We start from the raw sequence: 21,021 nt of genomic DNA on the forward strand, positions 1-21,021 counted from the left end.
GTTGTGCAAAGCGCATATTTGGAGTGTAGACGAGTTTACAAAACGCACCTTGAAACAGATGATTTGGCCGAAATACTGTACAACTTGAAGTTGTTACCGGATAGTAAATAGCAGGCTAGTTATTTTTTTTCGAGCGCGTTTAAAGCGCCATATGACGTCATGCAAGGCCGTTTTTTACGCCTGACGATGATTTTTTTGGGGGATTACCGATGAATATTCCACTGTTATGCCATTTTGAAATGGACCCTGGCTTCCCGGCGCATTATGCCGCGGCGGGCTATGAAGTCCATTATGCTCGAACGCCGCAGGAGCGTGACAACCTTGACCCAAAACTGGCCGCAGAAATTCGCGCGGTGTTAACCGTGGGGTCTATCGGCCTTTCAGCGCAGCAGATGGCATCGATGCCGAAGCTGGAGATAATTTGTGCGCAGGGAGTCGGCTTTGAATTAATCGATACTCAGGCAGCCAAAGCGCGAAATATTCAGGTTACCCACGGGCCAGGCACCAATAATTCTGCCGTTGCAGACCATACTTTGGCCCTGATGCTGGCCATAACGCGTAATATCCCCGATTTTGACCACCGAGTTCGTACCGGCCAGTGGGCACGCTCCCGCGTGGTAACGCCGGGCATGTTCGGTAAGAAACTCGGTATTATCGGCCTTGGGAATATTGGTATGCAGATAGCCAAACGCTGCGCCGGAGGTTTTGACATGCCGGTGGGGTATTTCAATCGCCGACCGATTATAGATAGCCCATACCAATATTTTGATAGCCGTGAAGCCTTGGCGCGCTGGGCTGATTATTTGGTGGTTGCCACGCCGGGCGGTAAAGACACACGCCAACTGATAGACGCCGACGTATTACGTGAATTAGGCCCAAGCGGTTTTCTGATTAATATCGCTCGCGGAACCGTGGTTGATACCACCGCGCTAATTGAAAGTCTCAACAACCATAGCATTGCTGGCGCAGCGCTTGACGTGCTCGACGGCGAGCCTGACGTCCCCGAAGCGCTGATTGGCATTACCGGTAATTTGGTCATGACACCGCACGTTGCTGGCCGCTCGCCACAGGCCATGAATAATATGATGCAACTGGTGCTCGGCAACCTTAACGCCCATTTCTCCGGCAAGCCGGTATTAACGCCTGTTCCGGCATAATAAAGGTGTTTATTCGAGCTGATTACATTCAGTAAAGTCGGCCAATAATCATTGAAATACTGCATCAAACGGATATAAAGCATCACCCCTTATTAGGAAAAAGCATAAGTAACGATTTTTTCGTATTTGTCCTACTGCTTACTTGAACGTAAGAATAGTCGACAAGTAAAACTAACAGGGGTGCACGGTGAATTTCCAACAGCTAAAAATTATTCGGGAATCAGCGCGATGCAATTACAACCTGACCGAAGTGTCGAACATGCTTTTCACTTCACAGTCAGGGGTAAGTCGACACATTCGTGAGCTTGAAGACGAGCTTGGGGTTGAGATATTTATTCGACGCGGCAAACGTTTGCTGGGACTGACTGAGCCTGGCAAAGAGCTGCTGGCTGTCGCTGAACGTATTCTCAACGAGGCACAAAACATCCGTCGTCTGGCTGACATCTTCTCCAAGGAAGACGCCGGAGTATTGACCATTGCCACGACTCACACGCAGGCGCGTTACAGTCTTCCTCGGGTGATCAAGGCGTTTCGCGCGGTTTACCCTGCGGTACGGCTGGAGCTGCATCAAGGATCGCCGCAGGAAGTGTTGGCGATGCTGCTGAGCGGGCAGGCGGACGTGGCGATTGCCAGCGAGAAGCTGATAAGCGACCCTTCGGTAGCCTCGTTCCCTTACTATCGCTGGCATCATGCAATTCTGGTCCCGGACGGCCACCCATTGCTTGAACAGCAGCCGCTGACACTGGAACATCTCAATCAGTATTCTTTGGTGACTTATCGTCAGGGGATAACCGGGCGTTCAAGAGTTGACAGCGCTTTCGAGCAGCAAGGTTTAAATCCGGATATCGTACTCAGTGCCCAGGATTCTGACGTGATTAAAACTTATGTCGAGCTAGGATTGGGCGTTGGGATACTGGCCGATAAAGCCTTTGACCCAGACCGCGATCGCGGGCTGCAACTGATTAACGCAGAACACCTTTTTGAATCCAACACCGTATGGTTAGGCCTTAAGCGCGCTCAGTTACAACGTAACTATGTTTGGCGCTTTATCGAATTGTGCAATCAAAGTCTGTCGATTAATGAGATCAAGGAAAAGGTTTTCAAACAGCCACAAACGGGTACCGATGCGGTCATTGATTACCAGATTTAGTTTTTGATGGCATAAACTTTTCTGCTGCTGAACTTAGGTCCTAAAAAGATTTCTCAGGCATGAGCGCTTATTGATGAAAGGGCTGCAATGAATTGCCAATTCAGGCCATAAAAATGGGCAGCCTAGGCTGCCCATAACGTCAGTGCTTAATATTTTCTAGCGACGGCCGCGCGGATGGGTTCTTGCGGTCCAATCATAAGTTGCCGAAGTGCTTGGCGTGGCATTGGCTTTGGCACGGCGTTTTTCTGCGCGCGCCTTGCTGGCGACTTTCTCTTTTTCAGCCATCAATGCATCAATATAATCGTCTTTAATACGGTTGTTCTCGGAGTTTGTCAGCTCTCGTCCCTGGGCCTTTCTCGCCCTGTCTAGCTGAGTCTTCAACTCACGTTGCTCGCTTTCCGTCATGTCTTGCTGTGTCATTCTTTTCATTACTTTTGCGTCCCTCTGAGGAAAGTGACAACCAGTGTAGCCGTTAAACGTTAAAAAACTCAGACATTACGCTTATTTTACTCAAGAATTTCGTGGTTTTCCTTTGGCTGCTGTTTAACGCCGGGAAATTGAATCAGCGGCAGTCTTGTCGATTGCCAAAACGCCAGCAAAGCCAGCAGCGCAGAAACCGCCAGGCCGATATCAATCGCGTTGACGATTGCACTGCGCGCCAGCGGATAGTACTGAGCAAACTGCTGCGCGACGGGCTGCAACAGCACCTGAGGATCGGCAAAGTACTGGCTAACCGCCTCGGGAACTTGCCTGTCACCGGCTTCAAGCAGTTTACCGCCGACGTGTACGCCGTACCATTTGGTGACCGCAGCACCGGTTAGCGCGGTGCCAAGCAGCCCGCCAACCAGACGCAGCGACTGGGTCAGTGCGGTCGCGATGCCCAGATATTCGCGCAGGGCGAGGGTCTGAATAAAAATGGTCACGTTAAGCAGAATGAACCCGATGCCGATCCCGGCCATCATCATCAACCCCATCAGCACGCCATAATGGCCGTTGCCGCCAATCAGGGCGAGTATTGCGCAGGCGGTGGCGGTCACCAGCAGACCCATCTGTGGCAGGCGCATCGGGTTACGCATGCGCGTGACGATACGGCCATTAATAATGGCGCTGACGGTAATGCTGACCCCCATCGGCGTTATCAGCCATGCTGCCTGTTTCGGCGAATACCCATAGCCCCCCTGAAATAAAAGCGGCATAAAATACAGCAGAGTAAACAGCACCGCGCCAATCAGAATCGAAATCATAAACAACTGTCTGATCGGTCCGATGGCAAACAACGGCGGCGGCAGGATAGGCGAATGCGCACGCCGCTGCTGGAATACCAGCACCGCGCCGCTTATCCCGCAGGCCAGCATCAGTGCTATCAGGGTAAAGGCCGAACCGTTGCTGGGCAGGAATTCTGCCAAAAGCTGCATGCTGCCCAGCACGCACATGATAAGCAGCGCTCCCAGCCAATCGAGGCGGATCGCAGCCTTCTTCGACGGCCTGATATAGGGCAGATAAATCCACGACACCACCAGCGCCACCAGCCCCAGCGGCAAATTAAGGTAAAACACGGAGCGCCAGCCGTACTGTTCGGTCAGGATCCCGCCAAGCGTCGGCCCCAAGGCATTAACGATGCTAAATGCAGTACTGAACAATATTTGCCAACGCAGGCGCTGTCGAGTATCGGGAAACAGTTCAGGAATACAGGCAAACGCGGTGCCAACCAGCATCCCGCCGCCAATACCTTGCACCGCACGCCAGAGGATCAGCATCTGCATGCTGCCGGCAAACGAGCACAGCGCGGAGGAGAGGGTGAACAGCACGGTCGCGGCAATCACAAAATATTTACGGCCATAGTAGTCACCCAGGCGACCAAAAATCGGCACGGTGATAATCGAGGTCAGCAAATAGCTGGTGGCTACCCAGGAATAGAGGTTGAAATTACCTAAATCGGCGACGATGTACGGCATGGCGTTGCCAATTACCGTTTGATCTAAAGCAGAAAGCATCAATACCAGCGCCAGTCCAAGCACGGCTAATAAAGAACGGCGAAAAGTTAAGGTTGAGGCAACAGCTGAATCGGTCATAAAACGTGCTCTGCGGCAGAATATAAATAAGTACAGCCTCAACCCGGTCTTCCCTGGCCTAAGCCTGCCAAGATAATGGGCCGTTAATCGCCTGGAAGCAAAGAGGAGTTTCACATCACCTAATCAGTTTTACTTATAGCTGGCAACATGCTGGGAGCGCCCAGAGCCAAAAGCCCGTCCACCACTTTCTTAAGTGCTTTATTCAGCGGTTTATCCTGTCGCAGCACCACGGCAAGCTGACGATTTAAAGGCGGATTCAGCGGGTGCGAGCAGAGGCGGCTGGAATTTTGAGGCTGACTCATCGCCAACTGCGGCACAATGCTCACGCCTAAACCGGCCATCACCATCTGCTTAATCGCCTCGACGCTGCCAAGTTCCATGATAGGGTGCGGCCTCAAACCCTGCCGCTGAAACCAGTCATCGATCAACTGCCGCGTACTGCTGCCGTTTTCAAACAATATTAATGGCAGATTGACCAGCCGTTCAGGCGTTATTTCATCAAGTAAAAGCCGAGGCTGTGCCTGTTGAATAACAACGAAACTTTCTTCATACACTGGCGTAATCGACAGGTTGTTGCCCGCAGCCGGCAAGGTTACCAGTGCCAAATCAAGACGGTTTTCCGTGACCGCTTTCAACATTTCATCGGTATTACCTATTTTGACGTTGACGTCCAACTCTGGCCATTGCTGCTTTAAGTGACCAAGCAGCGGCGGCAGTAAATGGATGCAGGCGGTGGCGCCAGTGCCCAGAGTGACTTGCCCACTGATTTCGTGAGCATGGACTGCCATCGACTGTAAAGCCTCATCAATGGCGTTATTTATCAATATATTGTGTTCCAGCAGGGTGAATCCAGCCGAGGTGGGTTTCATCTTTTTGGCAATGCGTTCCAGCAACTTGAGGTTGAAGAATTTTTCCAGCTGACGAATTTGCAGGCTGACAGCCGGTTGAGTCAGACCCAGCTGCTCGGCCGCGGCAGAAAAGCTGCCGTGCAGTACCACCAGTTCGAAAGTCGCCAACTGCTCAAGGTTCAGTTTTTGCGGGATGATTCGTTTCATGGCAAAGTTTTTCTTATGATGATGATAAGTTTGCAAAGCTACATTAAGTTATCTGTTTACTTTACTCTTAATTCAAATCAATCAGCGAGTGAAAAATAGCTATGTTTGCAGCGCGTTACGACGAGCAGGAGATTGAACTGGCAGACGCCAGCGAGTCCGATATGGCCGAGGTTCAGGCGATTTATGCCCATCACGTTATCCACGGGTTATCCAGCTTTGAAACTGAAGCGCCCTCGGTGGAAGAAATGCAGCAGCGTCGCAAAACGGTGTTGGAAAAAGGTCTGCCGTATCTGGTTGCGCGCCAGCAGGGCAAAGTGCTGGGGTATTGTTATCTTTCGCCCTATAGACCGCGTTACGCTTACCGTTTTACCGTTGAAGGTTCGGTATATATTGCCGTGGGTCAGCAGGGTAAAGGGCTGGGCAAGAGGCTAATGGCCGAGGCTATCGAACGCGCCGAACGTGGCGGCTGGCGGCAGATGATGGCAGTGATTGGAAACAGCGAAAACATTGCTTCACTGAGGCTGCATCAGTCGTTGGGCTTTCACACCATCGGCCAGCTAACCGGAGTCGGATTCAAGCACGGCCGCTGGGTGAACACCATCATGATGCAGCGCACTTTGGGTGAAGGTGATACCACGCCACCTGTTGATTGCGAAAAATAATAATAATCATTATCATCCAAGGCTTTGAAGATGAATTTTGAGGCCTTATGCGTTTTTCAAGTTGGGCAATAGCCATCACTATTGCAATAGGCGGCGGGGCGCTGGCGTCTGGCGTAGAGGCCAAAACGGTGGTAGATATCTATCAGCGTAAAGTCGAGGTGCCAGACAACCCGCAGCGTATTATTCTCGGTGAAAGCCGCATGTTGTACAGTCTGGCACTGATTGAAAACGGTGATCCCTCGGCGCACGTTGTCGGTTGGCCGGGCGATATGTTGCATTACGATCCACAAAGCTGGCAGCTCTACGTTAAGGCTTTCCCTCATATTGCCACCATTCCTCAGCTCGGCACGGTGAGTTACGACCAGATGAGCGTCGAGAATATCCTGGCGCTCAAACCTGATTTAGTCATTTTGCCGCGCTATGCAAAACGCCCTTCCAGCGAAGGAACGGTTGAAGCGCAGCTCACCAAGGCCGAAGTCCCTTTTATTTATGTCGATTTCCGTGTTGACCCGCTGCATAACACCGTACCCAGTCTCAGGCTGCTGGGCGAGGTGCTAAATACGCAGCAGAAAGCAGGTCGATTTATTGAATTTTATCAGCAGCATATGCAATATATCAGCCGCACGTTGGCGACCTACAAAGGACCCAAACCCAAGGTGATGCTGCAACTGCATCTGGGCCGCAAAGAGAGCTGCTGTACCACGGTGGGCAAGGGTAATCTGGCTGATTTACTGGAGTTTGCCGGTGGTCAGAACATTGCAAAAAATATGTTCAAAGGTGTTTACGGCGAGATGAACCCAGAGTCAGTTATCATCGCCAACCCGGATATCTATATGACGACCGGCATGTCGGGCGCTGAAAAACCGGATGATTTACAGCTAGGTCCTTTGGTCAGTCGTGAACAGGCCGAGGAGAGTTTTAGAAATCTGATGTCGAAGCAGCCAATTTTATCGAGCCTGCGCGCGGTGAAAGACGGCAAAGCCTACAGCCTGTGGCATAATTTTTATCTAAGTCCGTATCATTTGCTCGACGTAGAAATGTTTGCCAAGGCGTTTTATCCACAACTGTTTGCCTCGCTGGACCCACAGCAAACGCTGCAACAGATGTATCAGCAATTTTTACCGATACCGCTTACCGGCACCTATTGGACACAGCTTCCCGCTGCGAAATAAATGACGCACTGCCGGAATTTCCCGTCAGTGCGTTGGTTGCCTTCAAACTTGGTCAGAATACTGCCTAGAAATCTACACTGGCCGACAGCACCACATTGCGCGTCTCACCTTCCTCGACGCGCAAGTTACCGGCGCTGGAGGTGTAGTATTCTTTGTTGAAAATATTATTGATGTTCAGCTGTAGCTGGGTGTGTTTGCCTAACAGTTGGTTGTCCCACGAGATAAAGGCATCCGCCACTGTGTAAGCCGGCATGGTGAAGCTGTTTTCCGGATCGCCTGCGCGTTTACCGACATAACGCGCTCCGCCGCCGAGGCGAATATCGCCCTGAACCGGCACCCAGCGCAGTGTGTGACTGAGATACAGACTGCCCATATTCGTGGGGGCATTGACCAGACGATTGCCAACGTTGTCTGGCGTAACATTATCTTTCACGATCTCGGTTTTGTCATAGGCGTAGTTGGCGCTGAGGTTCCAGTCTTTGGCAACCTCGCCGTTCATTTCCAGCTCTATTCCACTGGATCGCGCCTTTGGAATATTTCGCGTTACCCCATTGATGTAAACTGACATGTCTTTCTCATCAATACGATACAGTGCCAAAGTGGCATCAAGGCGCGGGGTTATCTGCCACTTACTGCCCACTTCATAGGTTGTGCCCAGCTCGGGCTGCGCGGTAGTTCCGTTGTCATCAACGTCGGTGGACGGGGTAAACGACTTGCTGACATTGCCATAGAACGACAGCGATTCATTGAGCTTGTACACCAGTCCAACCTGAGGCAGGAACTTGTTCACGGTATAGTTCTGCGTTTCTAGCGGGGTGACAAAACCTTGCGAACCTTTCTGATTGACGTGCTGATAACGCCCGCCAATGACCCCAATCCAGTGCTCGGTGAAATGAATGCTGTCCTTGGCATAAATCGAGTGATTATAAATTGTCGATCGTAAATTGCTGTTGCTGTCTGAATACGTCGAACTGTTGGTGATGGGCGCGACCTGATAAACCGGATCGTACATATTGAAGTCAGAGTTAACTTTGCCGCGATAGGAATACTGCTTGTAGGTCTCGACTTTTTCGTATTCTGCGCCAATCAACAGGTCATGAGTCATGCCGAACACCTGCGGTTCGCCAATCCAGTCCCACGAGGTCAGGCTGGTTTGGTGATTGAAGCCCCGGTTGGCGTCGGCGCGGCGCGTGACCGCTCCGGTGGTGGTGTTGATAGCAGTGGCGCGGACCTCATTGCTGTCATAGCGGCGCTGCATCCAGGCATAGGACAAACGGGTTTTCCAGTCAGGGCCAAGCTCGTATTCCCAAGTGGTGTTCAGGCGTTTATTTTTTCCCCAGGCGTGGTTGGCCGCTTCGTCGATTCGCTCTTTGTAGGGGATGTCTAACGGTTTGCCGTTGATAAACGCCGTGCCGCGGTCGTAAGGCACGTCGTATTTAAACTCTTCATAACTAATATTAAAACTGGCTTTCTCGCCAAACCAGCTCAGTGAAGGGGCTAGCAGGGTATGCTGATTTTTACCAAAATTTCGCCAATAGTCTTCCGATTGTCGTTCGGCTATCAACCTAAAGGCAAAGCCGTTGCCCAACGGCCCAGTCACATCGAGGGTTCCCGAGCCGCCGCCGGATCCGCCGGTGCGTCCGCTGACGCGAGTATTCCATTGGTATTGTGGCTTTTTACTGATCATGTTGATCACGCCACCGGGATTCTGGATGCCGTAAAGCAGCGATGCAGAACCTTTCAATACTTCTACATGATCAATGGTTGAATCGAACGCCAGACCCTGATTACTGCGCACGCCGTCGAGCAGGATGGAGCCGTCGCTGTTGGCTCCGAAGCCGCGTTTTACGAAGCCATCTTCAGTACCGCCCAGCGTGTTGCCCTGGGTGACGCCACTGACAAACTTCATCGCATCGTCCAGCGAAGTCACTTGATAATCTTCGATCATCGAGCCGGTGACGACACTGACAGACTGCGGGGTTTCGTTGAGCGGAGTGTTATTTTTGTTGGCGGTCGATGCCTGCGTTGCGCCGTACTCTACAGCGGCATCATCGTCTGCATTGGCGGTGATGGTCATCAGCGAGGCAGAATTATCGGCATCGCTGGTGGCCGCCAGCAGCGGGGAGCAGTGCAGAATAGCCAGTGCGATCAGGCTAGGTTTACAATATTTGGGGGTAAAACGTTGGCCAGCGGCACTGCGTGTTGCGTTTTTTTTATAATTGGATAGACAGTTCAAAATAGTAATCCCTGAAAATGCAAATGATAACGCTTTGCATTCTAATTACCATTTCAAAACTTTTAAACGATTATTTACATTTATTTATCTTCTACTGAGTTGATAGATATCTTTGGATTCCATGATCTTATCGCCTTCACACAGTCTGGCGGCGTTGAGCATCGCGAAAGCAACATTTTCGGTAGTCAAGATAACGCCGGGCATCAATGGCTTCAAGACGGTAATAAATGGCCACATAAGCGGGTACAGCAGGCGATAGGCTTTGGTTTTCGATTTCACACCGTGTAGCGGTTGGATAACGCCCGGCCGGAACAAATAAGTCGCCTTGAACGGCATATCCAGCAGCGCATTTTCGGTCTTTCCCTTGACTCGCGCCCACATGCTTTTCCCTTTCTCAGTGCTATCGGTGCCAGCACCCGAGACGTAAACGAAAGTCATCATTGGGTTATGCGGCAACAGCATTTTCGCAACCGATAGAGTCAAGTCATAGGTAATGTGCGAGTAATCGGCTTCGCTCATCCCCAGCGACGACACGCCCAGGCAGAAGAAACAGGCATCAAGATTGGTTAATTGAGGAATAAAGCTGTCGAGGTCGAAGAGGTCGCGGTGTACAAGCTGGGTAAGTTTGTGAGCGGGATCGCCAGGCGGTAACGGCTCGACCGGCGATCTTGCCAATGAGATAACCTCACTGACGTCTTTGGCCAGCAGAGTTTCGCGCAAAACTCCCTGACCCACCATTCCCGTGGCACCTAAAATCAGAATTCGCATCATGAACCTCTACAAGCTGGAGGGCGGCGTACACGCCGTCGTCTGACGGCGTGACTGTTAATCGACAGTATCGTATTTGATGTATTTATTTGTACAGTTCAGATGAGCCAGATATTTCAGTGTGCCGTCAGGGCCCTTGGCGCTGAATGGAATAATGTAAGTGCCTTTATCATCTTTTACGGTATCGGCAATAAATGCCAGACTAGGAACTTCTGTACCAAGGTTGTCTTTATCGTTGCCCCAGTTAGGCAGTTTGTTTTGCATATAATCACGGGTGATCAAGTCCATTGCGTTTTGCGGCGTTAAGCTGGTGCAGGCCTGTGGCGTAGTGCGTTGCATGTAAGTTGGATAGATATAAGTCATACCCAGCGTCAATACCACCATCACAAAAACCACACAAACCATGGTGCCTAAAACCATTTTACCCGTCTTTCCAATCACATTAACTCCTGAGTCTTACTGACAAATAACAAAAATTTACCCGCCAAGAGTACGATAAAGAAAGAGGGAGTGAAACGGCAGGAGGATTTTTTAATGCCTGATTCGCATTTACAAACAAATTCAACGTTAAATATCCTGCCCTACGTGCTAGCCTTTTAGTTAGATTAATCCATCAATTTAGACCGACATTGCCGTATTTATAAGGAGTTGGATATGAGTCAGCAACCTAGCGTCGCAGTATTGGGATTGGGTGCCATGGGGCACGCATTCGCCGCTAACCTGATTAAAAAGGGTTTTACAACCCGCGTCTGGAACCGCACTGCTTCCAAGGGCGACGATTTGGTCAAGGCCGGAGCCGTGGCGGGTAAAACGCCGCGTGAAACCGTTGAAGGCGTTGATGTGGTGATCGCCATGTTGGCCGACGGTAAAACCACTCAGTCTGTTCTCAACGGGGAAGATGGTATTCTCGCTGGCCTGAAACAGGGCGGGATCGTGGTACAAATGGGGACCATCGGAGTCGAAGCTACCGATGAACTGATCGCTCAGCTGAAAAAACAACGCCCTGACGTTGTGTTCTTTGACGCGCCAGTTTCTGGCACCAAAGCGCCTGCCGAGCAGGCGCAAATCGTGGTGCTGGCCAGCGGCGATCGCGAAAAAGGCGCGGCGGTCGAGCCGGTATTTGCGGCTATCTCCAAGGGTGTAAAATGGCTCGGCGAAGCGGGTAGAGCCTCGAAAATGAAGCTGGTCGTTAATGCCTGGCTGATTTCAATGGTGGAAGGGATTGCCGAAAGTTCGCAGCTGGCGCAAGAACTGGGCTTTACCACGGATGAGCTTTGGAACGTGCTCGACGGCGGTCCACTGGCCGTGCCTTATATCAAGGGCAAAATGGAAATGTTCAAAACCGATGATTACACGCCGCAGATGCAGCTGACCTGGGCGCTTAAAGACATCAATCTGGCACTGAAAGCCAGTGGTTCGCGCACCTTGCCGCTGATGCAAAACATCAGTAATACCTGGCAAAAAGTGGTCGATGCCGGATACGGTGACAGCGACCTGTCGGTGGTTTACCGCTATCTGGGTAGCCAAAACAAGTAAAAAATTTTAGCGCCGCCTTATTCTGCCGGCGGCGCAGCAACGAGCCTTATCATCACAACTTTTTCAGGTTTTCCTCAGATCTTCCTCAGCTTCCCTTACGGCATTATCAGATCTCATAGTGACTCAGGCCTCACTCAGGCGTTCCTCAGGTTGCAATTGGAACTGTCACCTCGCATTAATAAAACCGTCATTTAAGCTCGTTAGCTTAATCCCGTTGCTTTAACTTTCTCTGCCCCTTCAAGGGCCGATTCTGTGCGGGATGCATTATTGATGTCTTCAATAGAAATTAATCAGTTAACCAAGTCTTTCGACGGCAAAAAAGTGCTCGATAACGTGTCGTTGCAGATTCATCACGGTGAGTTTGTCGTGGTATTGGGCCCCTCGGGCTGTGGCAAAACCACGCTGCTGCGCACGATTGCCGGATTTGAACCGATCGACGAAGGTAACATTAAAATCGGTGGCAACACGGTCTCAACCCCGGAGCGGCATCTTCCTCCAGAACAACGCCAGCTTGCGATCGTGTTCCAAAACTATGCCTTGTGGCCACACATGTCGGTGGAAGAAAACGTCGCCTATAGCCTTAAAGTTAATGGCGTTAATGCGTTTGAACGTGCCCAGCGCACGGCTTGCGCCCTGGAACAGGTTGGATTGAGCGAGTTTGGCAATCGCCGTCCGGCCGATCTTTCCGGAGGCCAGCGGCAAAGGGTAGCACTGGCGCGATGCCTGGTCGCACAGCCTTCCGTGGTATTGCTCGATGAGCCGCTGGCGAATCTTGACGTACATTTGCGAGCCGCCATGGAAGAAGAGTTTGCTCAATTCCATCGTCATACTGCCGCGACGTTGCTTTATATCACTCACGATCAGCATGAAGCGATGGCAATTGCCGATCGGGTGGTGGTTATGAATGCCGGAAAAATCATGCAGTTTGCCACCCCGCAAACTCTGTACCTCGAACCGGCCAATGAGATGGTCGCTCGATTTATCGATGATGGCCGCATCATCGAAGTGGAAAATATCCGCCCGCGTGGCCACGGCATGGCAGATGTCATGCTGTTTGGCACTGAGTATCGGCTGCGCGCAAGTCCTGGGCAGCAGGCCGCGGGGCGAGGAAAAGTCTGTGTTCACGCCTCCTCATTACGGGTGGCGCGAAACGATGAGCAGGGCTTTGGCGCAAGAATTAAACGTATTATCTACCGCGGCGGTTATAGCCAACTGGACGTAGAACCAGATGGCAACGCCTCACAGCCGTTGGCGTTACATCTTGCCAATGTCAGTGGCTTGGCGGTAGGCGATAGCCTGTGGCTAACCCTTAATGACGGATGGGTTATTCCTGATTAAATCGTGAGTTAATCATTACTTTTCTTTTATTTTAAGGACAGGGTTATGCGCAAAATTAAAAAAATCGCCAAGATCGCACTGCTGATTTCCACTGGGCTATTGACCCCTTTCCTCGCCCGTGCCGACGAGGCAGTGAGCGGGAAACTGGTCATTTACACCTCGCAGGCACCGGAAATCGCCCAGCAAACCATCGACGCTTTTAAAGCAGCCTATCCCTCGCTACAGGTCGAGTGGTCGCGCAATGGCACAACGCAGCTGATGAACGTGCTGCAAACAGAGATGATGGCCGGGGAAGTAAAGCCTGATGTTCTGCTGGTGGCTGACTCGATAAACCTCGGCGCGCTAAAGAAAGAAGGCAAACTGATGGCTTACCCGCAGGCACCGGTCGGCAATATTAGTCCGAACTTCTATGACAAGGACAAAACTTGGTTCGGCACCAAAATTATCGCCACCGTGATTGGCTACAACACTAAAAATGCCAAGCCGGTAGATTCATGGATGGCGTTGACCGATCCCGCCAATAAAGGGCAAGTGGCAGTTCCCAGCCCGCTGTATTCCGGGGCGGCCTTGTATAATTTGCACACCGCGATTAACACCCCGGACATCGGCTGGGAGTTTTACCAAAAACTCGCCAACAATGGCATAAGTCCCGAGGGCGGCAACGGCCCGGCGCTGAAAGCCGTCGCCAGCGGTGTAGATAAATACGGCATGATAACCGACGCCGACATTATTCTCGCCAGGCAGAAAGGCTCGCCGATTGACCTGATTTATCCCAAAGAGGGCGTGTCTTTTGTCACTGAACCCGTGGCTATTTTATCGTCTGCACACAATATTCCTGCGGCCAAAGCCTTCGTGAATTTCCTGCTTTCAAAACAGGGTCAACAACTGGTGGTGAAACAGGGTAATCGGCCAATTGATGCCAGTGTTGCCGCGCCAGCCGGATTTACACCGCTCGATAAAATCAAGCTGCTGACACTGGATGCCGATAAAGCGGTAAATGATGATCGGCAGGTCAGAAATAAATTCACCGAGATTTTCGGTGGCTAAGCGGGATTGTTAAGGGTTTTTGGAAGATGCCAGCGTTAACTTTATGAGATTATAGAGAAAGTTATGAGTGTAATAGGTGAGATTACCCGCTCGGTTGCCTTTCGGCGTCTTTCACGATGGCGCAGCGATCGGGCGGTATTATGGTTACTGGCGTTGATGATTGGTATTTTATCGATAGCACCGTTATCTCGACTTATTTGGGCCGCTATCGCGCCAGCAGGAACGCTGGACCTGAATCGCTTATTACGGCTTATTGCGACGCAAAAAGTGTTGCAGGCGACGCTGAATACCGTGGGCATTGCCCTCGCAGCAACACTTTTGGCGATACTTACCGGGACGCTGGCGGCATTGCTGGTCGCGCTGACCCACCTGCGCGCCAAACAGCTATGGGTTTTTGCCTTTATCTTGCCGTTGATGATCCCGCCGCAGGTGATTGCCTTGGCGTGGGTTCAGGCGCTGTCACCCTCAGGCCTGCTGCTGACGGGGCTTGAAGCTCTGTGCCGCAGTCTGGGATGGAAAATTGCGATCGGCAATCATCAGCCACTCTATTCTGCCGGTGGAATCGTTTTGTTGCTGGGATTGCACAATGCGCCACTGGTCTTTCTCACCGTTCGCGCGGGTTTGCGCCAACTGCCTGCCGACTTGGTCGAAGCTGCACGCATTACCGGTGCTTCGCCACTGCGAGTGCTTTTTACCGTCATCCTGCCGTTGGCACGACCCGCTATCTTTGCCGGAGCGGCGCTGTCGTTCGTGGCCGCAGCCGGTAATTTCGGGATTCAGGCCATGCTCGGCATACCGGGCCGCGTTCCCACGTTGATTACGTTAATCTACCAGCGGCTCAATAGTGTCGGTCCTTCCGCGCTGTCAGATATGGCCGTGCTGTCATTATTAATTGCGATAATCACTTTCGGCGGATTGGCGTTGAGTCGCTATCTTGGCGGTCGCCGTGATGTCCGCGTGAACGGCTCGCCAAAGCCGCTGCGCCAGCCGTTGGGGGCATGGCGTTTGCCGGTGGAAAGCCTTGCCTGGCTATGGGTAGTCATCACGCTGTTATTGCCACTTTCGGCTCTGGTGAGCACTTCTCTGACGCAGGGGTTTGGGCAGGCATTAAACTGGCAAACTCTGACCTTCGCCAACTACAGCAGCGCATTGTGGGGGTATCCGGCAATCCATCAGGCGTTTTTTACCAGCCTTGGACTGACACTGATGGCGGTGGTTATCTTGACCGTGGCTTCGTTGTTTTTGGCCTATTTTCTCAGCTGGCAGCGCAGCCGTCTGGTTAGCGTGCTGCAAATGTCCACGGAGCTGGCCTATGCACTGCCGGGTATTGTTACCGGCATAGCGGCCATTCTGTTTTTCCTCAAGCCGCTGCCGCTGGTGAATGTCAGCATTTATGGCACGGTGTGGATTATTCTGGCGGCCTATTTGTCGAACTTTTTGGCCTTGGTGTTACGCCCAACTCTGGCAGGTTTTGCTCAAATAGACCGTTCACTGGATGAGGCCGCGCAGATTTCCGGCGCTGGGTTTATAAGGCGGATGTGGGACATTTTGCTGCCGTTGGCGGCCCCGTCGGCAATGGCTGGCGCAATCCTGGTATTCCTGACCGCACTGAACGAGATTCAGGTTTCTATTCTGTTGGTGACCTCCAGCACGCAGACACTGGGGCCGATGGTAATTTTCCTGGATGAAGGCGGGTCTTCAACGCTGGCGGCGGCGGTAGGGTGTCTAATGATTCTGCTGGTGGCCTCACTGTTTGGCCGCCGGTTACCAGAAGGTGTTTTACCCTGGCGAGCATGAAAAACTGATGCCTTTCATGGCTGAAAATCCTATGTGCTACAGTTAATCCTAACGGTGAGTCTGCAAGGATTACCTTAAAACCGAGAAAAGTGAAAGGAGGATTTATGGCTAAGGTCGCAATCGTGGGCGCACATGGTCAAATAGGACAGTTTATTATTAAGCATTTGCAACTCCAGGGGCATCAGGCTTTAGGTATTGTGCGTAAAGAAGAGCAGATTGCGAACATTCATAAACTGGGTGCAGAAAGTTTATTGCTGGATATTGAATCCGCGACGGCACAACAGCTGGCCAGCGGGCTAAAAGGTGTTGATGCGGTGGTGTTTGCAGCCGGAGCCGGCGGTGGTTCGACGGCAGAGCGTAAGCATACCGTAGACTATGGCGGTTCAGTGCTGTTGGCCGATGCGGCAAAACAGGCCGGAGTTGCTCGCTATATTCAGGTTTCGGCAGTTGGCGTCGATGAACCCGTCAAACCTGGGACCGAGCCGGTATGGAAGGCTTATGTCGAGGCCAAACGTGATGCCGATATTTATCTGCGTAAAAGTGGTCTTGAGTGGACGATTATCCGTCCCGGGCCGTTGACCAACGATTCAGCCATTGGACTGGTCAATCTGTCCGAACATGCGGGCAGGGGTGAAGTGCCTCGCGAAGATGTGGCGCTGGTGGTGGTTGCCGCGCTGGATGCTAAATCATCGATTGGCAAACAGTGGGAACTGCGCAGCGGCAACACGCCGATCCGCGACGCAGTGAGTCAGTAACTCTTTGCTGAGCTATTGACCCTTTGGCATTGAATAACCGTGGCCCGTTAAGGGCCGCGGTTATTTTCAAGGTTATAGGTTCTTTTGGCCGCGCGGTTTTGCCAGTTCGCTTTGCTCTTTGTTTTCCCAATTATCCCAACATTGATGAAGATCTGCAGTTTTGGTGGATTGATAGCTTTCTCGGAGGTTGTAAGATTTAATCGGGTAACAAGATTTTATGGCAGACATTATACTATTGGGCATTACAGTTCCTTTGTAATGAGATGAAGTCAGTTTGGTTAATTATAAAAGTATTAAGGTGCGCTATGTCACAGTGGGTTAGTGAGTCAGAATATTTTGAGAAAATCTTTAATAAGCTTGATGTGTCCTCATCCGTTACCGAGCACGCAAGCTTTGAAGAGTGTACTTTTAATCATTGCAACTTTACTTCTGCCAGGCTTTCGCACTGTAAATTCACCCACTGCACCTTTAATCACTGCAACTTCAGCATCGCCGAGATTATGGGTAGCCGTTTCTATGAAATTGACTTCAATGAGTGCAAGCTCAGCGGCATTGACTGGACGCGGGCGCAGTGGCCGACCTTCAACCTTGACCCTGAACTGCGTTTTAATAAAAGCATCCTGACTCATTCCGCCTTTTTCGGCCTTAAGTTGCAAGGGATGAAGATGGACGAATGCATATTACATGAAGTGGATTTCAGGGAGTGTGATCTTGCCGGCGCAGAGATCGTGAATTGCGACCTGGCCGGCAGTTTGTTTCATAACACCGACCTGCGCGGAGCGAATTTTACCGACTCCTGGGATTTTCAAATCGACGTGATGAACAATCTCATCGCGCGAGCAAAATTCTCACGTCAGGAGGCGGTTTCGTTACTGGAAAGTCTGGGCATTGAGTTAGTTGACTAAGGCTAATAGCTATTTATTTGCCGGTCTTTTTAACCCAGCTAATGCGCATTGCAGCCGCCAGACAAAGGGTATAACCAAACAGTTCAATGCCTTCTTCGACCAAATTCTTAACCAGTTTTACGTGATCCCCCGCAATTGCAGCCTGCCAGATAAAATGCAGGCCCATCAGGCGTGAAAACACCAGAATAGTTACCAGTCCAAACAACAGCACGGGAAAGGCTTCATCCTCAACGAGGGCATAAAGGCCATTAAGCGTGGTTTTCGGCGTTGTTGCTGCCCAACATAATGAATATATCGCTAACATGCTGGCAAAATAAACCCAGGCACCAAGATGAATATAATCAAACAGCGCATCAAGCTCACGAATCAGCATACAGCCAAAAAAACCGGCGGCGAGGATAAATCCCCCGCGCAAATTTTTGTGCTTGCGTGATTGAATGAAAAATAATGCGGCGGTAGCCAGCAGAAAAATCTCCTGAATTATTTCTGTGGCAGAAATCTCTTTAACCTGATCGCCCAGACCCACAACATCGAAAAGTAATACCCCGGCAGAAAACGCTGCACACACCGCCAGGATCAGAAAAGTAATAAATTGTTTTATTATTGGATTTTGCATGGTCTTATTCCGTAAACAAAAATTATCGCGCATGGTACGTAGCTGAAAGATTTAATACTGATCAAAGTGTGCGCAGCAGAGTATCTGACTAGCCGTAATATTCAGCAAAGCTTGCATGAAACATGACGCTGAACATAGAATTGGTCATTGTAGGACGTTTCATATATTGGGGATGCAATGAGCAATAATACGACTACGGCCAAGCAACTTGAAGTTAAGCGCATAGTAGATGTTCTTTCCAAAGCTATTGCCCAGCATCGGCTTCGCCCGGGGGCGCGCCTTATTGAAGCGCAAATTGTTGAAGCATTAAATGCCAACCGTAACCACGTTCAGGTGGCATTACAGCGTTTGGCGATGCAGCGTATTGTGGATATTGAGCCAAATCGCGGTGCGATGGTATCGCAACCGACAGCAAAAGAGGCGCGCGAAATATTTGTTGCTCGCCGGGCCATTGAAAGGGCGATTGTCGAGACCATCACGCCAGAACTGATTCGACGCCATCGTAACCGAATTTCCACGCATTTACGCAATGAGCGTGAAGCCACCGACTCCACCGATCGTCGCGCGATAGTGCGTGAACTCAGTGAATTCCACTTGATGCTGGGTGAAATTTGCGGCAATGAAGTGCTCAGTGAGGTATTGGGCAACCTGATGGTTCGCAGCTCGCTTATTGTCGCGCTTTATCAGCGAAATGATGTGCCGTCCTGTCAGTCTGACGAACATCAGGCCATCATTACGGCGCTGGAAGCCGGTGATAATGAGCAGGCAGTGGCAGTAATGCTTGAACACCTCGAAGAGCTGGAAGCGCAATTAGAACTTGAAGACCAGTCCAGCAGCGAGGTCAATCTTCGTCAAGCCCTAGCCGACCTTTAAAGCCGCTAACCTTTTTTTATCAAAATCCTTTTAGTGTTAAAAGTCTGCCCCTGAAATCTCGGGGGGCATATATTTCTGCATGGGGCCGGTGGAAAGTTTTCACCCCTGCTTTAAAACCCATCAGCGGCGGGGCAATTTCAGCCACGACGGCTGAAGGGCCTGCCACGTCAAACACGACAAAATCTGCTCGGCATCCCGGCGTCAGTCCATAATCTTTTAAACGCAGTAAACGTGCTGACTCGGTCGAGATCCACGCCAGACAGCGCAGCAATTCTGCTTCTGTCGCCAGTTGACTGACATTGGCAAACAGATTTGCCTGCCGCACCAGTGATGCGTCGCCGTAAGGAGTGAATGGATTTGCAATGTTATTACTCGAAAGTGAACACACCACTCCGCATTGATCCAGTTGAGCCAGAGGTGCCAACCCTCGTGGGCGATTGTGGTAATGCTCGCGGCCAGTAAGAAACAGGTCGGTGGAAGGTAAGGAGGTAATACTCACTCCGGCAGCGGCCATTTGCTCGCCGATTACAGCGACTTGCTCCCAAGGCAAGGCAGAGAGTTTGGTGACGTGCCCGACGGTAACGCGGCCATGTCGGTTAAATCTATGCGTACATTCAATCACCTGCGGTAAAGTCATCCCCATTGGCGAAAGATCGAAATCCAAATGAAAATCGAGGCAGCAGTCATATTCTACCGCCATCTCAAACAGCCGCTCAATCTGCCCGGCGGGCGAACTGTCAGTATAAGGGCAGCCGCCCAGCACCGTAGCACCTTGTTCCAGCGCCTGTCGCAATAGTGCTTCGGTGCCGGGGTTATTTAGCATCCCCTCCTGAGGAAAAACGCAAATTTCCAGCGTAATCGCCCAGGCGTAATCCCGCTGTAACCGCTTGATCGCGTTAAATCCCTGCAATTTAATCTGCGGGTCCAGCTCGACGTGAGTACGAATATGGGTTGTTCCCTGAACGATCGCCTTATCCAGCACGCTGGCACCCCGTTGATAAATATCCTCCTCGCTAAACTGTTGTTTGGCGAGTCGAGTTTGTTCCACCGCCTCAAGCACAGTGCCTGCTTGCAGGTCACAGCGTGAAAGAATGCAGGCTTTATCAAGATGAAGATGCGTTTCGACCAAACCGGGCAGCAGCAGTTTTCCCTGTAAATCTAAGGTCGCGGCGTTTTGTTGACCCTCTGGCGAGAGAGAGGCCACGAAGAAACCGTTTTCCACCATCAAACTGACAGGCAAATTCGCTGACGAAGGCAAACGAACGTTAATTATTTTTAGGCTTTTGGTATTGTCTCGCATTTATTTTATCCTGATTGCTAGCATTGTCATGTATTTTGCTAGCAATATGGGTGCCATGTTGAAAATGCCAGTTTCACGGGCCTGATGCCATAATATGCCGATTTTTTTGCACTTAAGCAGTGCGTCAATGCACTTTTAGAAGACGTCGGCTCGCCAAAGTTAATTTTCAGGAGAGATTAAACGTGAGTAAATCGAATGATGCTGTAGAGATTGTTAGCAATTTTCTAGCCGCCTCCATGACGCCCGATCCCGTTAAGGCGGCGACCTTTATGGCTACGGATGTAGTGATCACGTTTACCGGCAAGCGCGTCATGCCGGATGCGCACCACATCACGGCTTTCAATAAGTCGCGCTATGCCTGGGTAAAAAAATCTATCGGCCAATATGACTGCATGGACAAGGGCGATCACCTGGTGGTTTACTCCAACGGCACGCTTTACGGTGAATGGCCTGATGGCCGCGCGTTCGCCGGAAATCGCTATCTGGATCGTTATGAAATCCGCGACGGCCAAATCACCCGCATGGACGTGTGGAACGACAGCGCCGAGTGGATTCTGGAACCGCAGATTTCTCGGTCCTGAT

Annotated in this window: 20 protein-coding genes; 12 read left to right on the forward strand and 8 right to left on the reverse strand. The window is 51.1% G+C overall.

Going from position 1 to position 21,021, the window contains the following annotated elements:
• The first annotated feature begins 209 nt into the window (after window positions 1–209).
• Together SPM24T3_RS07080 and cbl are read left to right on the forward strand one after the other, a co-directional pair.
• Entirely contained in the window at window positions 210–1,157 is a 948-nt protein-coding gene (locus SPM24T3_RS07080; RefSeq protein WP_009636042.1) for a 2-hydroxyacid dehydrogenase, read from the forward strand.
• 187 nt (window positions 1,158–1,344) lie between these two features.
• Entirely contained in the window at window positions 1,345–2,307 is a 963-nt protein-coding gene (gene cbl / locus SPM24T3_RS07085; protein ID WP_009636043.1) for an HTH-type transcriptional regulator Cbl, read from the forward strand.
• Between the two features lie 156 nt (window positions 2,308–2,463).
• Here the strand turns inward: cbl and SPM24T3_RS07090 are convergent, their stop codons facing one another.
• From SPM24T3_RS07090 to SPM24T3_RS07100, 3 genes are all read right to left on the reverse strand, one after another.
• Window positions 2,464–2,736, reverse strand: a complete 273-nt coding sequence (locus tag SPM24T3_RS07090; protein WP_009636044.1) for a DUF3811 domain-containing protein — start codon at window positions 2,734–2,736, stop codon at window positions 2,464–2,466.
• Window positions 2,737–2,813: 77 nt separating this feature from the next.
• Window positions 2,814–4,379 carry an MFS transporter gene (locus SPM24T3_RS07095; RefSeq protein ID WP_009636045.1) on the reverse strand — a complete coding sequence of 522 codons (1,566 nt, stop codon included), beginning with the start codon at window positions 4,377–4,379 and terminating at the stop codon, window positions 2,814–2,816.
• Between the two features lie 119 nt (window positions 4,380–4,498).
• Entirely contained in the window at window positions 4,499–5,434 is a 936-nt protein-coding gene (locus tag SPM24T3_RS07100; RefSeq protein WP_009636046.1) for a LysR family transcriptional regulator, read from the reverse strand.
• Window positions 5,435–5,535: 101 nt separating this feature from the next.
• Here SPM24T3_RS07100 and SPM24T3_RS07105 point away from each other — a divergent pair, with 101 nt between their 5' ends.
• On the forward strand, window positions 5,536–6,096 hold the full coding sequence (locus SPM24T3_RS07105; protein WP_009636047.1) for a GNAT family N-acetyltransferase: 561 nt from the start codon (window positions 5,536–5,538) through the stop codon (window positions 6,094–6,096).
• Between the two features lie 47 nt (window positions 6,097–6,143).
• Window positions 6,144–7,268, forward strand: coding sequence for an ABC transporter substrate-binding protein (locus SPM24T3_RS07110; protein WP_009636048.1), 1,125 nt, complete (start codon window positions 6,144–6,146; stop codon window positions 7,266–7,268).
• Window positions 7,269–7,332: 64 nt separating this feature from the next.
• On the opposite strand, the gene SPM24T3_RS07115 is transcribed toward SPM24T3_RS07110, so the two are convergent.
• The 3 genes from SPM24T3_RS07115 to SPM24T3_RS07125 all read right to left on the reverse strand — a co-directional run bounded on the left by SPM24T3_RS07115 (window position 7,333) and on the right by SPM24T3_RS07125 (window position 10,713).
• Window positions 7,333–9,345 carry a TonB-dependent siderophore receptor gene (locus tag SPM24T3_RS07115; RefSeq protein WP_050956143.1) on the reverse strand — a complete coding sequence of 671 codons (2,013 nt, stop codon included), beginning with the start codon at window positions 9,343–9,345 and terminating at the stop codon, window positions 7,333–7,335.
• A gap of 243 nt (window positions 9,346–9,588) precedes the next feature.
• A complete protein-coding gene (locus tag SPM24T3_RS07120; RefSeq protein ID WP_009636050.1) occupies window positions 9,589–10,272 on the reverse strand; it encodes an NAD-dependent epimerase/dehydratase family protein in 684 nt (227 codons plus the stop codon).
• A 57-nt stretch (window positions 10,273–10,329) separates the two neighbouring features.
• Complete coding sequence (locus SPM24T3_RS07125) at window positions 10,330–10,713, reverse strand: colicin M resistance protein (protein ID WP_009636051.1); 384 nt, start codon at window positions 10,711–10,713, stop codon at window positions 10,330–10,332.
• Between the two features lie 213 nt (window positions 10,714–10,926).
• Between SPM24T3_RS07125 and SPM24T3_RS07130 the strand changes: the two genes are divergently transcribed.
• The 6 genes from SPM24T3_RS07130 (at window position 10,927) to SPM24T3_RS07155 (ending at window position 17,650) form a co-directional block, all read left to right on the forward strand.
• Window positions 10,927–11,808: an NAD(P)-dependent oxidoreductase gene (locus SPM24T3_RS07130; RefSeq protein WP_009636052.1), complete on the forward strand. Its 882-nt coding sequence runs from the start codon at window positions 10,927–10,929 to the stop codon at window positions 11,806–11,808.
• Window positions 11,809–12,078: 270 nt separating this feature from the next.
• The gene (locus tag SPM24T3_RS07135) at window positions 12,079–13,146 is read left to right on the forward strand and encodes an ABC transporter ATP-binding protein (protein WP_009636053.1); all 1,068 of its coding nucleotides are present in this window, start codon (window positions 12,079–12,081) and stop codon (window positions 13,144–13,146) included.
• Between the two features lie 45 nt (window positions 13,147–13,191).
• Window positions 13,192–14,193: an ABC transporter substrate-binding protein gene (locus SPM24T3_RS07140; RefSeq protein ID WP_009636054.1), complete on the forward strand. Its 1,002-nt coding sequence runs from the start codon at window positions 13,192–13,194 to the stop codon at window positions 14,191–14,193.
• Window positions 14,194–14,256: 63 nt separating this feature from the next.
• Window positions 14,257–15,990, forward strand: coding sequence for an iron ABC transporter permease (locus SPM24T3_RS07145; RefSeq protein ID WP_009636055.1), 1,734 nt, complete (start codon window positions 14,257–14,259; stop codon window positions 15,988–15,990).
• Window positions 15,991–16,094: 104 nt separating this feature from the next.
• On the forward strand, window positions 16,095–16,745 hold the full coding sequence (locus SPM24T3_RS07150; protein ID WP_009636056.1) for an SDR family oxidoreductase: 651 nt from the start codon (window positions 16,095–16,097) through the stop codon (window positions 16,743–16,745).
• Window positions 16,746–17,050: 305 nt separating this feature from the next.
• Entirely contained in the window at window positions 17,051–17,650 is a 600-nt protein-coding gene (locus tag SPM24T3_RS07155) for a pentapeptide repeat-containing protein (protein WP_009636057.1), read from the forward strand.
• A 13-nt stretch (window positions 17,651–17,663) separates the two neighbouring features.
• Here SPM24T3_RS07155 and SPM24T3_RS07160 read toward each other — a convergent pair whose 3' ends face one another.
• Window positions 17,664–18,266, reverse strand: a complete 603-nt coding sequence (locus SPM24T3_RS07160; protein ID WP_009636058.1) for a hypothetical protein — start codon at window positions 18,264–18,266, stop codon at window positions 17,664–17,666.
• Between the two features lie 177 nt (window positions 18,267–18,443).
• On the opposite strand from SPM24T3_RS07160, the gene SPM24T3_RS07165 reads away from it, so the two are divergent.
• Entirely contained in the window at window positions 18,444–19,139 is a 696-nt protein-coding gene (locus tag SPM24T3_RS07165) for a GntR family transcriptional regulator (RefSeq protein ID WP_009636059.1), read from the forward strand.
• Between the two features lie 19 nt (window positions 19,140–19,158).
• Here the strand turns inward: SPM24T3_RS07165 and SPM24T3_RS07170 are convergent, their stop codons facing one another.
• Window positions 19,159–20,439, reverse strand: a complete 1,281-nt coding sequence (locus SPM24T3_RS07170) for an amidohydrolase family protein (RefSeq protein ID WP_009636060.1) — start codon at window positions 20,437–20,439, stop codon at window positions 19,159–19,161.
• A 182-nt stretch (window positions 20,440–20,621) separates the two neighbouring features.
• Between SPM24T3_RS07170 and SPM24T3_RS07175 the strand changes: the two genes are divergently transcribed.
• Window positions 20,622–21,020: a nuclear transport factor 2 family protein gene (locus tag SPM24T3_RS07175; protein ID WP_009636061.1), complete on the forward strand. Its 399-nt coding sequence runs from the start codon at window positions 20,622–20,624 to the stop codon at window positions 21,018–21,020.
• The last annotated feature ends 1 nt before the right edge of the window (window position 21,021 follow it).

The sequence above is a fragment of the Serratia sp. M24T3 genome, from assembly GCF_000257645.1.
In the GTDB taxonomy this organism is placed as follows: Bacteria; Pseudomonadota; Gammaproteobacteria; order Enterobacterales; family Enterobacteriaceae; genus Rouxiella.

Bases quoted from the DNA above. Each gene is read 5' to 3' on its own strand.
- SPM24T3_RS07080 (WP_009636042.1), top strand. From the start codon at position 210: ATGAATATTCCACTGTTATGCCATTTTGAAATGGACCCTGGCTTCCCG.
- SPM24T3_RS07090 (WP_009636044.1), bottom strand. From the start codon at position 2,736: ATGAAAAGAATGACACAGCAAGACATGACGGAAAGCGAGCAACGTGAG.
- SPM24T3_RS07095 (WP_009636045.1), bottom strand. From the start codon at position 4,379: ATGACCGATTCAGCTGTTGCCTCAACCTTAACTTTTCGCCGTTCTTTA.
- SPM24T3_RS07100 (WP_009636046.1), bottom strand. From the start codon at position 5,434: ATGAAACGAATCATCCCGCAAAAACTGAACCTTGAGCAGTTGGCGACT.
- SPM24T3_RS07105 (WP_009636047.1), top strand. From the start codon at position 5,536: ATGTTTGCAGCGCGTTACGACGAGCAGGAGATTGAACTGGCAGACGCC.
- SPM24T3_RS07110 (WP_009636048.1), top strand. From the start codon at position 6,144: ATGCGTTTTTCAAGTTGGGCAATAGCCATCACTATTGCAATAGGCGGC.
- SPM24T3_RS07115 (WP_050956143.1), bottom strand. From the start codon at position 9,345: ATGACCATCACCGCCAATGCAGACGATGATGCCGCTGTAGAGTACGGC.
- SPM24T3_RS07120 (WP_009636050.1), bottom strand. From the start codon at position 10,272: ATGCGAATTCTGATTTTAGGTGCCACGGGAATGGTGGGTCAGGGAGTT.
- SPM24T3_RS07130 (WP_009636052.1), top strand. From the start codon at position 10,927: ATGAGTCAGCAACCTAGCGTCGCAGTATTGGGATTGGGTGCCATGGGG.
- SPM24T3_RS07135 (WP_009636053.1), top strand. From the start codon at position 12,079: ATGTCTTCAATAGAAATTAATCAGTTAACCAAGTCTTTCGACGGCAAA.
- SPM24T3_RS07140 (WP_009636054.1), top strand. From the start codon at position 13,192: ATGCGCAAAATTAAAAAAATCGCCAAGATCGCACTGCTGATTTCCACT.
- SPM24T3_RS07145 (WP_009636055.1), top strand. From the start codon at position 14,257: ATGAGTGTAATAGGTGAGATTACCCGCTCGGTTGCCTTTCGGCGTCTT.
- SPM24T3_RS07150 (WP_009636056.1), top strand. From the start codon at position 16,095: ATGGCTAAGGTCGCAATCGTGGGCGCACATGGTCAAATAGGACAGTTT.
- SPM24T3_RS07155 (WP_009636057.1), top strand. From the start codon at position 17,051: ATGTCACAGTGGGTTAGTGAGTCAGAATATTTTGAGAAAATCTTTAAT.
- SPM24T3_RS07160 (WP_009636058.1), bottom strand. From the start codon at position 18,266: ATGCAAAATCCAATAATAAAACAATTTATTACTTTTCTGATCCTGGCG.
- SPM24T3_RS07165 (WP_009636059.1), top strand. From the start codon at position 18,444: ATGAGCAATAATACGACTACGGCCAAGCAACTTGAAGTTAAGCGCATA.
- SPM24T3_RS07170 (WP_009636060.1), bottom strand. From the start codon at position 20,439: ATGCGAGACAATACCAAAAGCCTAAAAATAATTAACGTTCGTTTGCCT.